The sequence below is a fragment of the Methylobacterium sp. UNCCL125 genome, assembly GCF_900116795.1.
Taxonomy (GTDB): Bacteria; Pseudomonadota; Alphaproteobacteria; order Rhizobiales; family Beijerinckiaceae; genus Methylobacterium; species Methylobacterium fujisawaense.
The window spans coordinates 21,643-38,030 of the sequence record NZ_FPBW01000023.1 but is presented as its reverse complement, the minus strand read 5'-3'; the positions used below and the strand labels follow the sequence as shown (position 1 = coordinate 38,030).

At 72.1% G+C, this 16,388-nt stretch carries 12 protein-coding genes; 4 read left to right on the top strand and 8 right to left on the bottom strand.

The window, feature by feature from the left end:
• Positions 1–2: 2 nt before the first annotated feature.
• The 4 genes from BM396_RS22230 to BM396_RS22215 form a co-directional block, all read right to left on the bottom strand.
• A complete protein-coding gene (locus tag BM396_RS22230) occupies positions 3–1,424 on the bottom strand; it encodes a M20 family metallopeptidase (protein WP_043384749.1) in 1,422 nt (473 codons plus the stop codon).
• 60 nt (positions 1,425–1,484) lie between these two features.
• A complete protein-coding gene (locus BM396_RS22225; RefSeq protein ID WP_043384746.1) occupies positions 1,485–2,420 on the bottom strand; it encodes an ABC transporter permease in 936 nt (311 codons plus the stop codon).
• A gap of 14 nt (positions 2,421–2,434) precedes the next feature.
• On the bottom strand, positions 2,435–3,352 hold the full coding sequence (locus tag BM396_RS22220) for an ABC transporter permease (RefSeq protein WP_043351630.1): 918 nt from the start codon (positions 3,350–3,352) through the stop codon (positions 2,435–2,437).
• A 192-nt stretch (positions 3,353–3,544) separates the two neighbouring features.
• Positions 3,545–5,077 carry an ABC transporter substrate-binding protein gene (locus tag BM396_RS22215; RefSeq protein ID WP_043387069.1) on the bottom strand — a complete coding sequence of 511 codons (1,533 nt, stop codon included), beginning with the start codon at positions 5,075–5,077 and terminating at the stop codon, positions 3,545–3,547.
• Between the two features lie 170 nt (positions 5,078–5,247).
• On the opposite strand from BM396_RS22215, the gene BM396_RS22210 reads away from it, so the two are divergent.
• Positions 5,248–6,150, top strand: a complete 903-nt coding sequence (locus BM396_RS22210; RefSeq protein WP_043351634.1) for a LysR family transcriptional regulator — start codon at positions 5,248–5,250, stop codon at positions 6,148–6,150.
• 18 nt (positions 6,151–6,168) lie between these two features.
• Here BM396_RS22210 and BM396_RS22205 read toward each other — a convergent pair whose 3' ends face one another.
• Positions 6,169–6,936: a CDP-diacylglycerol diphosphatase gene (locus tag BM396_RS22205; RefSeq protein WP_043387071.1), complete on the bottom strand. Its 768-nt coding sequence runs from the start codon at positions 6,934–6,936 to the stop codon at positions 6,169–6,171.
• A 166-nt stretch (positions 6,937–7,102) separates the two neighbouring features.
• Between BM396_RS22205 and BM396_RS22200 the strand changes: the two genes are divergently transcribed.
• Positions 7,103–8,158 (top strand): DUF2891 domain-containing protein, encoded by a 1,056-nt coding sequence (locus BM396_RS22200; RefSeq protein WP_051976230.1) that lies wholly within the window; start codon positions 7,103–7,105, stop codon positions 8,156–8,158.
• A gap of 141 nt (positions 8,159–8,299) precedes the next feature.
• On the opposite strand, the gene BM396_RS22195 is transcribed toward BM396_RS22200, so the two are convergent.
• Together BM396_RS22195 and BM396_RS22190 are read right to left on the bottom strand one after the other, a co-directional pair.
• Positions 8,300–8,605 (bottom strand): hypothetical protein, encoded by a 306-nt coding sequence (locus BM396_RS22195; RefSeq protein WP_043387073.1) that lies wholly within the window; start codon positions 8,603–8,605, stop codon positions 8,300–8,302.
• A gap of 101 nt (positions 8,606–8,706) precedes the next feature.
• The gene (locus BM396_RS22190; protein ID WP_043387075.1) at positions 8,707–11,559 is read right to left on the bottom strand and encodes a PAS domain-containing protein; all 2,853 of its coding nucleotides are present in this window, start codon (positions 11,557–11,559) and stop codon (positions 8,707–8,709) included.
• A gap of 330 nt (positions 11,560–11,889) precedes the next feature.
• Here BM396_RS22190 and BM396_RS22185 point away from each other — a divergent pair, with 330 nt between their 5' ends.
• Both BM396_RS22185 and BM396_RS22180 read left to right on the top strand, forming a co-directional pair.
• A complete protein-coding gene (locus BM396_RS22185; protein ID WP_170867494.1) occupies positions 11,890–15,183 on the top strand; it encodes a DEAD/DEAH box helicase in 3,294 nt (1,097 codons plus the stop codon).
• An 87-nt stretch (positions 15,184–15,270) separates the two neighbouring features.
• Positions 15,271–15,705, top strand: coding sequence for a GlcG/HbpS family heme-binding protein (locus BM396_RS22180; RefSeq protein WP_043355601.1), 435 nt, complete (start codon positions 15,271–15,273; stop codon positions 15,703–15,705).
• 13 nt (positions 15,706–15,718) lie between these two features.
• On the opposite strand, the gene BM396_RS22175 is transcribed toward BM396_RS22180, so the two are convergent.
• Positions 15,719–16,273, bottom strand: a complete 555-nt coding sequence (locus BM396_RS22175) for a PAS domain-containing protein (RefSeq protein WP_043387077.1) — start codon at positions 16,271–16,273, stop codon at positions 15,719–15,721.
• Positions 16,274–16,388: the final 115 nt, after the last annotated feature.

Here is a 16,388-nt window from a genome sequence, read left to right as displayed (position 1 = left end):
GTTCAGGCCCTCGCTTTGCGGCGACGGAGGATGTCGGGTCCGGCCTCGCCCAGATCCCAGAACAGGCCGGCCATGATCGCCAGGCCCTCGCGGGTGCTGGAGGCGAGCATGTGCTCGTCGGGCCCGTGCTGGCGGCAGGCCGGGTAGGAATGCGGCACCCAGAGGGTCGGCAGGCCCAAAATCTCCGAGAAGGCGTCGTTCGGCAACGAGCCGCCGAGATTGGGCAGCAGCGCCGGTTTTTTGCCCGAGCTCGCCTCGATCGACTGGAGCGCCCACTCGACCCAGGGGTCCTCCACGGGGAGACGTGTCGCCTGAAAAACCTCCGCGGCGCGGGCCGGACGGACCTCGATCATCCGGAAGCCGTGGGCATCGAGATGGGCGCGGACGTTCGGGATCAGGTTCTGCCAATCGGTGCCGACCACGAAGCGCAGCTGCAGGGTCGCCTTGGCGTGGGGCGGGACGGCGTTGAGCGGGCCGTCCGGATCGCCGGTCTTGAAGGCCAGCACCTCCAGGGTGTTCCAGGCGAAGACCCGCTCGGCCGGACTCAGGCCCGGTTCGCCCCAGTCGGCATCGATCGTGGGCGCGGTCGGGTCCTCGCCGACGCGGATGTCGGCGAGCGCCGCGCGCACGCCCTCGGGGATCGGCGGCGGCCGCAGGGCGTCCACCAGGATGCTGCCCCGCGCGTCGACCATCGAGGCGATCGCCGAGGCCAGCACCGTGCCGGGGTTGCGCAGCAGGCCGCCCCAGTTGCCGGAATGGTGCGGGCCCTCGCGCAGGTTGAGGCTCAGCTCGAAATTGTAGGCGCCGCGGGAGCCCAGGAAGAGGGTCGGGCGCTCGCCGTTGAGGCGCGGCCCGTCCGAGGCGATCAGCACGTCCGAGCGGAGGGAATCGGCCTGTTCCCGGCAGAACGGCCGCAGGCCCGGGGAGCCGGATTCCTCGCCCATCTCGATCAAGAGCTTCACGTTGAAGCCGAGATGGCCCTCGCGGGCCGCGATCACCTGCTCCAGGGCGGCGAGGTTGAGGACGTGCTGGCCCTTGTTGTCGGCGGTGCCGCGCCCGTACCAGCGGTCACCCTCGACCACGATCTCCCAGGGGCCGAGGCCCGCGCGCCACTGCTCGGGATAGCCCCGCACCGTGTCGCCGTGGCCGTAGATCAGCACGGTCGGCAGCTCCGCGCCCTCGCGCCGCTCGGCGATCAGGAACGGTCCGTGCACCCCGTCCGGGTTCGGAAAGATCTTCGGCGTCTCGAAGCCGAGCCGGGCGACGAGCGGCACGATGAAGGCGTCGAGATAGGCGCGGAGCGCCGCCTCCTGGCCGGGGGCCTGGCTCTCGGTGGGCATCGCCACCGCCTCCCGCAGGAGGGCGAGGAACGCGCCCGAATCGAAAGCCTCCGTGGCGCGCGCGATGGCGGCGTCTCGCGTCATGGTGTGTTTCCCGTGAAACATTTTGGTAACCTGTCGACGGGCCCTGGCCCGGCGAAGCCGTCAGTTGCGCGCCTCGGGGGCGGTGATGTCGCGCAGGCCGTCGCCCAGGAGGTTGATCGCCAGCACGAGGAGGAGGAGCGCCACGCCCGGGATGGTGATCACCCAGGGCTGGAAGAACATGTACTGCTTGCCCTCGGCGATCATCAGGCCCCAGGAGGGCAGGGGCGGCTGGACGCCGAGGCCGAGGAACGACAGGGCGGCCTCCAGCAGGATCGCGTGGGCCATCTCCAGGGTCGCCACGACGATCAGGGCGTTCATGATGTTGGGCAGGATCTCCTGGCGGAGGATCCGCAGGTCGGTCAGCCCCGCGGCGCGGGCGGCCGAGACGAAATCCTGGTTGCGGATCTGCTGGGTCGCGGCCCGCGTCACGACGGCGAAGCGGTCCCAGAGCAGGAAGCCCAGTACCAGCACCACCACCTTCAGGGAGCCGCCGACCAGGGCCGCCATGGCGAGCGCCACCAGCACCACCGGCATGGCGAGCCGCGTGGTCACCACGTAGCTGACCACGGAGTCGACCCAGCCGCCGAAATAGCCGGCGCACAGGCCGAGCACCGTGCCGATCAGCCCCGAGATCAGCGCCGCCGAGATCCCGATCAGGAGGGAGATCTGGCCGCCGTAGAGCAGGCGGCTCAGGTAGTCGCGGCCGAGCTTGTCGGTGCCGAGCACGTGCTCCCAGGAGCCCTTGGCCTGCCAGACCGGCGGGATCAGGCGGCGGGACACGTCCTGCGCGTAGGGGTCGTGCGGCGCGATGAGCGGGGCGGCGAGCGCCGCCAGCACGATCAGCCCGAGGATTCCGGCCCCGATCAGGAAGCCGGTGTGGCGCAGGCCCCGCCGCAGGATCAGGCGGGTGGGGGAGGGCACCGCCGCCAGCGCGACCGGCGCGTCCGGGGGCAGGGCGGGAGCGGCGAGCGCCGCCGTGTCGGGGGGGAGGCTCATGGCGATCTCCGTCCTCAGGCCTGGCGCAGGCGCGGATCGAGGAAGGCGTTCAGGAGGTCGGCGGCGAGCGTCAGGCCGATGTAGATCATGGCCAGAACCAGCACGATCGCCTGGACGACCGGGAAGTCGTTGCGGGCGATCGACTCCCAGGCGAGCTGCCCGAGCCCCTGGAGCGAGAACACCGCCTCGATCACGATCGAGCCGCCGAGCATGAAGCCGAACTGCACCGCCGACAGGGCGATCACCGGGATCACGGCGTTGCGCAGCGCGTGCCGCACCAGGATTTTTCTGGGCGGCAGCCCCTTGGCGCGGGCGGTGCGGACGTAGTCGGAGGCCAGCACCTCCAGCATGCCGTTGCGGGTGAGGCGCATCACGGCGGGCATCGCGTAGTAGCCGAGCGCGATTGCCGGCAGGACGAAGTTCTTCCACGTGGCGTTGCCCGAGACCGGCAGCCAGCGGAGGTTGACGGAGAAGATCAGGATCAGCGTCAGGCCGAACCAGAAGCTCGGCATCGCCTGGCCGAGCACCGAGACGGCGAGCGCCGTCCGGTCGATCCAGGTGTCCCGCTTCACGGCGGCGACGACGCCCAGCGGGATCGCCACGAACAGGGCCACGCCGAGCGCAATGATGCCGAGATAGAGGGTGATCGGCAGGCGGGCGGCCAGCAGGTCGATCACGCTCTCGCGGAAATAGAAGGAGTTGCCGAAGTCGAGGTGCAAAGCCCGCCAGCCCCAGGTGAGGAACTGGGTCAGCAGCGGCTGGTCCAGTCCGTAATCCTGGCGGATCTGGGCGATCTGCGGCCCGGTGGCCTCCGGGCCGGCGATGGCGGTCGCGAGGTCGCCCGAGAGGTGGAGGAGCAGGAAGCTCGCCACCGAGACCGTGAAGGCCACCGCCAGGGCGACCAGCACGCGCCGGAACGTGAAGGCCAGCATGGGCTCAGGCTCCCTTTCGCCGATACGGACCGGATCGGCTCCCGCCGTCGGAACCGGGGCGGATCGCGGGTCCCCTCTCCCGTGCGGGAGAGGGACAGGGTGAGGGGTGCGATCTCTCCGGGAAGACCTGATCCCTCACCCCAACCCTCTCCCGCACGGGAGAGGGAGCCGGTCGCGCCACGACCACCATCCTCACTTCCACGACGCCGCGTAGAAGCGCGGCACTTCGTCGGGCTGGGCGGTGAAGTTCAGGTCCGACGTGAAGGCGTAGTTGGTGGAGTAGGAGAACATCGGCAGGGCATAGGCCTCTCCGGCGATCCGCTGCAGCGCCTTGGCGTAGGCGGCCTTGCGGGTCTCCGGATCGGTGGAGCCGTCGCCCTTCTGGAGATCGGCGATCACCTGCGGATCCTTGGTCAGATCCTCCTCGCCGCCGCGGAAATACACCCCGTCGAAGGCCGAGACGTCGTTGACCGAGAACGACCCCCAGGTCTGGTAGCCGATCGAGGTCTTTCCGGCCCGCAGCGCATCCCGGAACGCCGCGTAGCGCAGGTAGTTGAGCCGCGCCTTGATGCCGACGGCGCCGAGATAGCCGATCACCGCCTCGGCGTAGTCGCGCTCGCGATAGGCGCCGAGGTCGATCTCGAACCCGTTCGGGTAGCCGGCGTCCTTGAGCAGCGCCTTGGCCTTGGCGGGGTCGTAGGCGTAGCGCGGCACGCCCTGGTCGGTGCAGCCGAACTGGTCGACGAAGCACAGCGCGTTCATCACCCGCGAGGCGCCGCGCACGAGGTTGTCGACCATCGCCTTGCGGTCGATGGCGTAGGAAATCGCCTGCCGGACGCGCACGTCCTTGAGCGGCGAGTTCTCCTTGGCGCGGCCCAGCGTGTCGAATTGCAGGAAGCCGACCCGCATCGTCTCGGAGTTGAGGACCGTGATGTTGGGCGCGGCGCGCAGCTGCTCGGCCTGGTCGCTCGGCACCCGCCAGATCCAGTCGACGCCGCCGGTCATCAGCTCGGCCATCCGGCTCTCGCCGTCCGGGATGACGCGGAACTGCAGCTTGCCGATCTTCGGCTTACCCAGCGGACTGCCGGCCCAGTACTTGTCGAACCGCTCCATGGAGACGCCGCGGCCGCTGTCGACCTTGGTGATCCGGTACGGACCGCTGCCGATCGGCGCCTTGGCGAAGCCGTCGAGCCCGACCTTCTTGAAGTAATTGGCCGGGAAGATCGGGGTCGGGCCGGCGAGGTATTCCAGCGCTGCCGGGAACGGCGCCTTGAGGTGGATGCGGACCGTATGCGGGCCCGTGACCTCCACCGACTTCATCCAGTCGACGTTCTGGCGGGTGACCGTGCGCGCCTCGGGCGTCAGCACGTAGTTGAACGTGAAGGCCACGTCCTCCGGCCCGAGCGGGTCACCGTTGTGGAAGACCACGCCCTCGCGGATCGTGAGGTCGAGGGTCGTGTCGTCCGCCCAGGTCCAGGCGGTCGCCAGCATCGGCTTGTAGGTGCCGTCCTTCTGGTCGCGGTACAGCAGGGTGTCCCAGCAGTTCCGGGCCAGGATCACGCCCTCGCGGGCGCTGTTGTGATACGGGCTGACATTCTCCGGCTCGCTGTCCGAGGCGTAGACCAGCGTGTCGTCGGCCTTCCCGGCCAGTGCCGGATGCGCGGCGATCAGGGTCGCGAACGAGGCGGCGAGGGTCGCGGCCCGGGTGAGAATCCGTAGCGGCATGCGGTCTCCGACGGCGCGGCGGGCAGGTCCGGCGGATCGATCCGCGGCTGCCGCGTTTTTCACCCTGCCATGGTGTTGTGCATCTGGGATCGCAACAAGTAGAATTTGGCGAGTGCTGCGTTGCCGTATTGGCAATGTGCATGGCAGCATACAGCGTATCGAGCACGATAATGCAGACGACGGGCCTGCGCTACTTCCTGGCCGTGGCCCGCACCGGCTCGATTGCTGCGGCCTCGGCCCAGCTCAACGTGGCGGCCTCGGCGATCAGCCGGCAGATCGCCAACCTCGAAGCCGAGCTCGACTGCGTGCTGTTCGAGCGGCGCCCGCGCGGCATGGTGCCGAGCCCGGCCGGGGAGCTGCTGGCGCAGCACGCCCATCAGGTGCTGATCCGCTCCGAGCAGGTGGTCACCGAGATCCGGGAGCTGGAAGGGCTCGCCCGCGGGCTGATCCGGGTCGCCTGCTCCGAGGGCTTCTCCCTCGACATCGTGCCGAACGCGATCGCGGCCTTCCACGCGGCCCATCCCGGCATCCGCTTCGAGGTCACGGTCCAGCCCCCGGCCCAGGTCACCCAGACGGTGGCAGTGGGGGATGCCGATCTCGGGATCACCTTCGCGCTGACACCCACCGCGCAGGTCGAGGTGCTCTACGACGGGCAGGTCGATATGCTGGCGCTGGCCGCGCCCGACCATCCCCTCGCGCGGGCGCCCGCCCTGCGCCTCGCCGACCTGCTGGACTATCCCGTCGCCCTGCCGACCCGGGACACGACCCTGCGGCAGGTCTTCGACGCCGCCTGCGCGCACGAGGGCATCGCGGTGGAGCCGGTGCTGACCTCCAACAATCTCTCGGCGCTGCTGCCCTTCGTGCGGCGCTCCCGCGGCATCGCCCTGATGTCGGCGCTGTCGGTGCAGACGCCCCTGCGGCTCAACGAGCTTGTCAGCCTGCCGATCCAGTCCCGGACGAGCCTCGCCCGGGGCGTGAAGATCCAGGCGATGCGCGACCGGCGGCTGCCGAAGGCGGTGCGGGCATTCCTGCGCCAGCTGCTCGACGCGCTGCCGCCGCCGCGATCGCCGTGACCCTCGGCCCGCGACCGCTCAGGCGCCGCTCCGGTCAGCCGCGAGCCGACAGCTGTGGTCCATGACGTCCTCGGCGCTGGCACTCGGCGCCCGGTAGGCCAGCAGGATGTAGCCCGACTCGGGATCGCCCGGGGGCGTGGCGAGCGCCGCGAAGCTCGTCCGGTGCAGGTCCGGCCGGGCGCCCGGCAGGGTGTGCAGGGCCGCGAACGGGTTGAACTGCGCGGCCTCCGCCTCCAGCACGCGCAGGGCGTAGTAGCGGTCGCCGGCCAGTGGCACCGGGAAGCGGCTCCAGGTGTGGCGCACCTGCCGGCCGTGCGCCCGGACCGCCTTGAGCACGCTCGGCTTCAGGCAGTCGAGATGGATGTGCAGCTGGTCCTGGCTGCGGCCCCAGGCCGAGTTGACCGCCAGCCCGACCTCCGCGGGGGACAGCTTCCCTTTCAGCACGTCCGACACGAGCGGCCGCGCCGCCAGGGCCGCCCGCCAGTAGGCGGCGCCCCGCGGCCCGCGCAGGACCGGTGCCTCCAGGCCCGCCACGGTGTCGGTGGGCATGACGACGCTGTGGGTCGGCTCGCCGGGGGCGCGCAGCACCGCCGAGCCCGGACGATCCGCGTCGCCCAGGTCGACCGAGAGGCACGGGAAGGTCCGGTTGGCGAGCCGCTTGGCGAGCACGCAGGTCTTCAGCGCCGCCCACAGGACGTCGCGGCTCGGATCGGGGGCGGCCGCGGCCGGGACCGCGGCCATCGCGGAGAGCGCCACGAGGAGGGCGGCGAACGGCGCGCGGCGCATGAGGGCTCCCCGATCGAGCCGACGCGGCGCGTCGGCTTGGCCGTCCCGGAATAGCCGATCCGGGGGCCTGCCGGCAAAGGATCCGGAGACGCTGACGCCGCACCGGAAAACCCGCTATGCCGGCCGCTCCGCCGCCCCGGAGGCCCGCGATGACGCCATGCCCGCGATGACGACCGCGCTCACCCCCGACATCGCCGCGCGCTTCGCCGCGGTCGCCCTGGGCCACGTCGCCCGCGAATATCCGAACAAGCCCGGGCACGTCCTGGCCGGTCCAGCGGATGCCCGCACCCCCGCGGCCCTGCACCCGGCCTTCCACGGCAGCTACGACTGGCATTCCTGCGTCCACGGCACCTGGCTGCTGGCGCGCGTGCTGCGCCTGTACCCGGACGGCCCCCAGGCCCCGGCGATCCGCGCCCGGCTCGACGCGCAGCTGACCCCCGAGACGGTGGCGGGGGAATGCGCCTACTTCGCCGCCCCGACCGCCCGGGGCTTCGAGCGGCCCTACGGCTGGGGCTGGCTCCTGAAGCTCGCCGACGAACTCTCCGCGCTCCCCGAGCGCCGCTGGTCCGAGGCCCTGGCGCCGCTGGCCGGGATGATCGCGCAGCGGTTCCGGGACTTCCTGCCGGTCGCCGTCTATCCGGTACGGGTCGGGACCCATTTCAACACCGCCTTCGCGCTGCGCCTGGCGGCCGATTACGCGGAGGGCGCGGGGGATGCCGGGCTGACCGCCCTGCTGCGCGACACCGCCGAGCGCTGGTACGGGGCGGACACGGACTGCCCGGCCTGGGGCGAGCCCGGCGGCGACGACTTCCTGTCCTCCGCGCTGATCGAGGCCGAATGCATGCGCCGGCTGCTGCCCCCCGCGCGTTTCGCGCCCTGGTTCGACCGGTTCCTGCCCGATCTCCCGGCGTCCCGGCCCGCGACCCTGTTCCGCCCGGCCCGCGTGACCGACCGCTCGGACGGCAAGATCGCCCATCTCGACGGGCTGAACCTCAGCCGCGCATGGTGCTTCCGCGCGCTGGCCGCGGCCCTCGGTGCGGACGATCCCCGCCGGCCGCTCCTGGGCGCGGCCGCGGAGGATCACCTCGCGGCGGGGCTCCCGCACGTCACCGGCGACTACATGGGCGAGCACTGGCTCGCGACCTTCGCGGTTCTGGCCCTGGAGGCGGGGCCGGACGGCGACCCGGGCGGCGGTCCGGATGATCTTCTAAGAGAAACTTGAGAACTCTTCGCCCCGGGCCGGGCTGGGGAAGGGGACCGACAATAAAAAAAGACCGCCCTCAAGAGAACGGTCCGAAAGTCTAGGGAGGAAACGCCCGAGCGGGGCGGCCGGACAATGCGGTCGGCACCGTCTGGCCCGGCATCAACTCGACACAGGTGGTCTTGTTCCTGGATCCGGAACGCCGCGTCGCAACGGCAATGCGCCCGTCACCGGAGCGATTCCGACCGGCCGGCGCAGGTCTCCGGGTCCAAACTCGGCGCGGTAGGTCCGCTCCAGCGTCATCAGGTTCCGCAGGGGCGCTTCGGCGAGGTCGAGGAGCCGCGCATCGCGCCAGCGCAGCTTGCGGCCGAGGTGGCGACGGAACCAGCGCCCGCGCTCCTCCTCGACGAGCAGGATCAGCTTGCCGGTCCAGGTCCGGCGGAACCAGAAGCGTCCGGTCAGCGGCATGGCGGTATCGCGCCCCGATTGTCGAGGCGAATACAATACATCCAGTCCGGTGTGGCCCAAAATGCTTAGGTTAGAACGCGGACGAATTCGGGCGAAGGCGGTTAAGGATCGCGCGCCCCGTCAGCGCCGCCCGGCTGCGGCGCCGGGGCGGCCGGCTGCCCGCCGCGCTTCGCCGTCTCGTAGAGGACCTGGGCGAGCTGCTCGGCGGAGTAGGGCTTGCGCACGAGGGTGAAGCCGTGGGCGTCGTCCGTGGCCAGGATGTGGCTGTAGCCCGAGGTCAGCACCACCGGCAGGTCGGGACGGTCGGCCTGGAGCTGCCGGGCGAGGGCGAAGCCGCCCATCCCCGGCATGACCACGTCGGAGAAGACCACGTCGAAGCGGTCGGGCGTCCGCCCGAGTTCGCCCAGCGCCTCCTCGGCGGATTTCGTCCAGACCGGGGCATGGCCCAGATCCTCCAGGATCTGGGTGCAGAACCGGCCGACCCCGAGATTGTCCTCCACGACGAGGATGCACAGGCCCCGCCGCGGTTCCGCCGCCCGGCGGCGGTCGCGGTCGGCCTCGGCGACCTCTGCGGGCGCCTCGACCTGGGGCAGGTAGAGCGAGAAGGTCGTGCCGCGCCCGAGCGCGCTCGCCACGTCGATGTCGCCGCCCGACTGCTTGGCGAAGCCGATGACTTGGCTGAGGCCGAGCCCGGTGCCCTTGCCGATCTCCTTGGTGGTGAAGAACGGCTCGAAGATCCGCCCCAGATCGGCGTCCGGGATGCCGCCGCCGGTATCGGAAACCCGCACGGCCACGAACGGTCCCGGCGCGCCGGCATGCCCGCGGATCGGCGGCATCGGGCACTCGCCCTCCAGGCGCAGGGTCAGGCTGCCTTCCCCACGCATGGCGTCGCGGGCGTTGACCGCCATGTTGATCAGCGCGGTCTCGAACTGGCTCTCGTCGGCGCGCACGAAGCGGGGCGTCTCCGGCAGCTCGATGATGACGCGGATGCGCGCGCCGGTGACCGAGTCGAGCATGTCGGCGATGCTGCGCAGGCGCGCGCCGATGTCGAAGACCTGGGGCTTCAGCGCCTGGCGCCGGGCGAAGGCGAGGAGCTGGCCGGTGAGCTTGGCCGCGCGGTCCACGGTGTCGGAGACCGCGTCGACGTAGCGGCGGCGGCGCTCCTCGGCGAGGTCGGGCCGGCGCAGGAATTCCATGGAGGACCGGATGATGGTCAGGAGGTTGTTGAAGTCGTGGGCCACCCCGCCGGTGAGCTGGCCGATGGCCTCCAGCTTCTGCGATTGCCGCAGGGCCTCCTCGGCCTGCCGCTGCTCAGTGATGTCGCGCCCGAAGCCGTAGAACAGCCCGTCCTCCGGCACGACGGTCCAGAGCACCCGGCGCCGGTCGCCGGCGCGGGTCAGACAGGAGAGTTCGACATCCTCGACCCGGCTCTCGTCGCAGAGCGGCCGCAGCGCCGCCTGCGCGGCCGCCCGCTCCGGGGCGGCCACGAAGTCGAGGGCGGCCCGGCCCAGGGTCTCGGCCTCCGACCAGCCGAGCGCCCGGCTCCAGGACGGGTTCGCCGACTGGACCCGCCCGTCCCGGTCCGCGACGAGCTTCAGCACCGGCGACAGCGTCCAGACCCGGTCGCGGTCGCGGGTCTGGGCGGCGACCTGCGCTTCGAGGCGCTCCGCCCGGGACTGGAGCAGCGCCTCGATCCGCTTCCGCTCCGAGACGTCGTGGGCGAAGACGTAGAATCCGTCGACCCCTCCGTCCGCTCCCCGGCGCGGCAGGTAGCGGGTGTCGGCGACGCGGGTCTCGCCGTTCGGGAGCGTCCAGGTCCATTCCCGGCGGATCTCCTGCCCGGCCAGCACCCGCTCGAAGGCGGCCTGCCGCATCGCGAAGGCCTCGGGACCGATGAGCATCCGCACGGTCTGCCCGACGACCTCGGAGGGCCTGCAGCCGGTCCAGGACTCGTAGGCGGCGTTGGCGAACCGATAAGTGAGGGTGCGGTCGATGAAGGCGATCAGGACCGGCATCGCATCCGCGACCAGCCGGAGTTCCGCCTCCCGGGCGCGGAGTGCGATCTCGCTCCGGCGGCGCTCGGTGATGTCGTTGAACAGGATCGCGACGCGGTTCCGGCCCGGCCCGTCGACCCGGTAGGCGTGCACGTCGTACCAGCGGTCGAGGGCCTTGGCGGCCTGCTCGACGCGGACCGGCTCGCCGGTCAGGGCGACGCGGCCGTAGAGGTCGAACCAGCATTGCTCGTGATCGGGGGCGATGTCCCGCATCCACCGCCCCACCACGTCCGTCAGGCCGGTCTGCCGCTCGAAGGCGGGATTGGCCTCCAGGAAGCGGTAATCGACCGCCCGGCCGTCTTCGAACGTCAGCTCGACCAGGCAGAAGCCGGCATCGATGAAGGTGAACAGCGAGCGGTAGCGCTCCTCGTTCCGGCGCAGGGCGGCCTCGGCATTCCGGGTATCCAGCTGCGTCATCACCGTCCGGGCGAGCGCCTTGAGGATGAAGATCTGCTGGTCGGTCAGGGTGCGCGGGACGCGGTCGAGGACGCAGAGCGTCCCGATGGCCCAGCCGTCCGGCGTCACCAGGGGCACGCCGGCGTAGAAGCGCAGGTGCGGCTCGCCGGCCACGAGCGGATTGGCGGCGCGGTCCGGCAGCGCGGCCAGATCGGGCAGCACGAGGACGCCGTCCTCGCGCATGGCCTCGGTGCAGAAGCCGAAATCGAGCGGCATCGCCCGCGCGGGGTGGCCGAACGCGGCCTTGATCCACTGCCGGTCGGCATCGACGAAATTGATGTGGGCCATCGGCGTGCCGCAGGCCTGGGCGGCCATCTCGGCGATCTCGTCGAACGCGCGCTCCGGCGGCGTGTCGAGGATGGCGTAGGCGCGCAAGGCGGCGAGCCGCTGGGGATGCTCGGGCTCGAAACCCGACGGGCGGGATATTGTCTCGGTCTGCGACACGGGACCGTCATAGCGTAAGCGCCCGCGCCTCCCTAATGAAACTCTGCCTCACGGGCCCGGCGGCGCGACCAGCCCAAGCATTCCGCGACAGTCCATTAGTCGACATTCGCATCGGATCGTCGGCGACAACATGGTTTCACAGGCGCCGGCCAAGTCTTGTCCGGGCCGACGATCCCGTCCGGGCGCCCGCTGCGGTGTCTTCGTGATCTGTGCCGGCGCGGACCGCACCGGAGGCCGCGCGGTCACGGCTGTGGATCGGATCGCCGCGGCCGGGAGCCCGCGGGGGCGGTGCGGCGTTGCCGGCTCAAGAGGGACGGGTTCGGATCAGGCATGGCCAAGCGCAGGACGAAGGCGGGCGCCCATCAGGGCTTGGAGGACGCGCCGCTGATGCCCACCGGCGCCCTGGCGGTGGCGCTCCTGGCCTATGCCGAGGGCCCCGGTCCGGTGGTGCATGTCGCCCGGGATGCCCGCCGCCTCGAGGACCTCGCCGCGACCCTCCGGGCGCTGGATCCCGACGCGCAGGTCGCGATCTATCCCGAATGGGACTGCCTGCCCTTCGACCACGCCTCGCCGTCGCGGGCCATGATGGGCGCCCGGGCCGCGGTGCTGCGCTGGCTGACCGACCGGGAGGCGCTGCCGGATTTCGTGCTGACGACCGCCCCCGCCCTCGTGCAGCGCGTGCCGCCGCCGGAGACCTGGGCCTCGGCCCGCGTGACCCTGCGGGTCGGCGACCCCCTCGACGTCGCCGCCGCGACCGCCGACCTGAAGCGCCTCGGCTACATCCTCGACGAACGGGTCGACGAGCCCGGCGAGATCGCCGTCCGCGGCCGCACCGTCGAGGTGTTCCCCGCCGCCGCGCCGCGGCCCTGCCGGATCGAGCACGCGGAGGGGCGCGTCACGGCGATCCGCTCCTACGACCCGATCTCGCAGCGCTCGGTGGCCGAGGCGGACGAACTCGTCATCGATCCCGCCACCGAGATCATCCTGGAGCCCGGATCCGGCCAGAGCTTCGAGCCCTTCACCGGCCAGGAGCATCGCCTGGACCGCTATTACCCCCGCCTCGTCACCCTCTTGGACTACGTGCCCGGCGCGCGCCTCGCGGTCGAGGACGGCACGCAGGCCCGGGTCGACGCCTTCTTCGAGCAGATGGACGAGGCGCGGGGCCGGCTGACCGCCCGCGACGCGCAGGGGCAGCCCGGCGCCGCCCTCTATCTGACGCCGGAGGCGTGGCGCGCCATCGTGGCGGCGCACGGCCGGCTTGCCGTCACCGAGGCGGCCGGGGAGCCCCGGGCCATGCCGACCTTCGCCGGCGAGCGCCGGCCGGGAACGGCCTTCGCCAAGGTCCTGCGCGAGCGGCTGAAGGCCGGCGACGTCGTCGTGCTCGCCGGCTCGGTCCGGCCGCTCCGGCGCCTCGTGCGCCAGGCGGGCAAGATCGCCGAGCGCCCGATCCGGCTGATCGACGCCTGGGCCGACGTCGCCGAGGCGGCACCCGGCGACGTCCTCGCCCTGGAGGCGCCGCTGGCGGCCGGCTTCCGGGTGCCCGAGCAGGGCGCGACCGTGATCGCCGCCGCCGACCTGTTCGGCCCGGAGGCCGCCGTCACGGGGGGCGCCCGGGCGATCCTGCCCATGGGCGAGGTCGACCTGCGCCCCGGCGACGTGGCCGTCGACCGGGATCACGGCCTGTGCGTGTTCGAGGGGCTGGAGGCGGTGACGACCCGGGGCGAGGAGCCCTCCGAGGCCCTGCGCCTGCGCTTTTCCGGCGACGCGATCCTGATGGTGCCGGTCACGCAGGCCGACCGGATCTGGCGCTACGGTCCGGAGCCCGACGCCGTCACCCTCGACAAGCTCGACGGCGGCACGTGGCCCCGGCGCCGCCTGGAGGCCGAGGCCACCATGGCGCGAACCGCCCGCCTGATGCTGGAGGCCGCCCGCGCCCGCCGGGAGACGGAGGCGCCGGTCCTGTCGCCCCCGGCCCGGGACATGGAGCGGTTCGCCGCGGGCTTCGGCTTCGCGCCGACGCCCGATCAGGCGGCGGCGGTCGATGCGCTGATGGCCGACCTCGCCTCCGGCCGGCCGATGGACCGGCTGGTCTGCGGCGATGTCGGCTTCGGCAAGACCGAGGTGGCGCTCCGGGCGCTCGCGGCCGCGATCTTCTCCGGCCGGCAGGCGGCGCTGATCGCCCCGACCACCGTGCTGGCCCGCCAGCATGCCGAGACCCTGCGCCGCCGCTTCGGGCGGTTCGGCGTGGAGGTGGCGCAGCTCTCGCGCCTCGTGGCGCCGGCCGAGGCCAAGCGCGTCAAGGCGGGGCTCGCCGACGGCACGATCCGGCTCGTGGTCGGCACCCACGCGCTCGCCGGCAGCGGGGTGTCCTTCGCGGATCTCGGCCTGACCGTGATCGACGAGGAGCAGCGCTTCGGCGCGAAGATGAAGGCCGACCTGCGCCGCCTCGCGGATGGCGGCCACGTCCTGACGCTCACCGCGACCCCGATCCCGCGCACGCTCCAGGCGGCGCTCGTCGGCCTCCAGAGCCTCAGCGTGCTGGCCACGCCGCCGGCGTTGCGCCAGCCGGTCCGGACCGTGGTGGCGCCCTTCGACGCCGAGGCGGTCCGCGAGGCACTGATCCGCGAGCACCGCCGGGGCGGCCAGAGCTTCGTGGTCTGCCCGCGGATCGAGGATATCGGCCCCATGGCCGAGCGGCTGCGCGCCCTCGTGCCGGGCCTCGACATCCTGGTGGCGCACGGGGATCTCAAGCCCTCCGCCATGGACGAGGTCATGGTCCGCTTCGCGGATGGCGACGGCGACGTCCTGCTCGCCACCGCCATCGTGGAGAGCGGTCTCGACGTGCCCCGGGCCAACACCATGCTGGTCTGGGAGGCCGCCCGGTTCGGGCTGGCGCAGCTCCACCAGCTCCGGGGCCGCGTCGGCCGCGGCCAGCGGCGCGGCACCGTCCATCTGCTGAGCGACCCGGCAGCGCCGCCCCCGGCGGCGGCGCTCCAGCGCCTGCGGGCCCTGGAGGCCCTGGACCGCCTCGGCGCCGGCTTCGCGGTCAGCGCCCGGGACCTCGATCTGCGCGGCGCCGGCGACCTCGTCGGCGAGGATCAGGCGGGTCACGCCAAGCTCGTCGGGCTCGGGCTCTACCAGCACCTGCTGCAGCTGGCGCTCACCGCCGCCAAGGGCGAGCGCGCCGAGGATTGGAGCCCCGAGATCGAACTCGGTCTGCCGAGCCGCATTCCCGAGGATTACGTCCCCGAGCCCGAGATCCGCCTCAGCCTCTACACGCGCCTCCTGCGCCTGCAGGATCCCGAGGCGATCGAAGCGTTGGCCGGCGAGGTCGAGGACCGGTTCGGCGCGGCCCCCGCGCCGGTGCTCGCCCTGTTCGACCTCGCGCGGCTGCGCGCATCCTGCTGCGCGCTGGGCGTCGCCCGGCTCCGGGGCGGCCCGCAGGGCGTCGCGGCCGATCTGCGGCCGGACCGGCCGCTGCCCGCGATGGCCGCCGAGGCGGACGTCATCCTGCGCGAGGGACGGGTGGTGTGGAAGCGGCCCTGCCCGGATTCCGCCGGGTGCGCGGCGTTGGCGGCCGACCTCCTGGAGCGCATCCGCGCCGCCCGGGAGCGCGCCGGCTGAGCGCGCCGCCGATCTGCGGTCGATCTTGCGCCGGGCGCTTCAAACCGTCACAGCCTGTCGCGCAGACAACGCGAACGGGAGTGTCCCATGCACGTGACGATCGAGCAGGCCGAGACGGCGATCGCGGCCGCGCGGGCGAAGGCCGTCGAGCTCGGCACCCAGATGTGCATCGCCGTGGTGGATTCCGGCGGCAACCTCAAGGCGTTCCACCGCATGGACGATGCCTGGGTCGGGTCCATCGACATCGCCCAGAAGAAGGCCAAGACGTCGGTGTTCTTCGGCATGATGACCGGCCAGATCGGCCAGCTGTCCCAGCCGGGTGGTCCGCTTTACGGGATCGAGCACTCCAACGACGGGCTGATCACCTTCCCGGGCGGGATCCCGATCGTCGACGCCGACGGCGTGATGTCGGGCGCCATCGGGGTCAGCGGCTCGACGGTGGAGAACGACCACACCGTCGCGGAAGCCGGCGCCAAGGCCATCGGCCAGACCGAACTGCCGGCCCATCCCTGGCGCACCTGAGCCTGCGGATTCCTCAGGGCTCGCGCCGCGCCAGCGCACGGCCGATCCCGAGGAGCAGCATCTCCGAGACCGTCTTCAGATAAGGGTCCCCGTGGCGCTCCAGCGCCGCGTGGACCGCGATGCCGTGGTCGGCCGCGACGTTCAGGTCGGCCCCCTGCGCGGCGCCGCTGCCCTCCGCGTCCCGCACCGACGGCGGATGGAGATCCGTCACGTCGATATAGGCGCCGCGCCCCCGCAGCGCGCCGTCCGCGTCGGGCGTCAGGCAGCCGCGGTTGAGGATCCAGCGGGTCTCGCCCGCCCCGGTCAGGATGCGGAACTCCAGCGAAACCGGGCCCCCGGTCCGACGGACATGGTGGATCCGGCCGAACACCCAGTCCCGGTCCGCCGGGTGGATGCGGCCGAGGGCGGCGTCCAGCGGCAGCGGCGTCCCGGCGAGCCGCGGGTCCCCCGCCAGAAGAGACGCCGCGCCCGTGTCGAGCACCGACCGGCCGGCCCGGACGTCCGTATCCCAGAGTCCGATCAGTCCGGCGGCTTGCAGGGCAGAGGCTGCCGTAGAAGCCAGCATCATGGAATCCTCTCCGAACTGGCTAGTATCGATGATTGTACGATGATGGACAGATTGATCCGCGCCACATGCGCGCGGCAAGCCGGATGTCCAGTATCGTCCCGGTCGACAGCTTCAT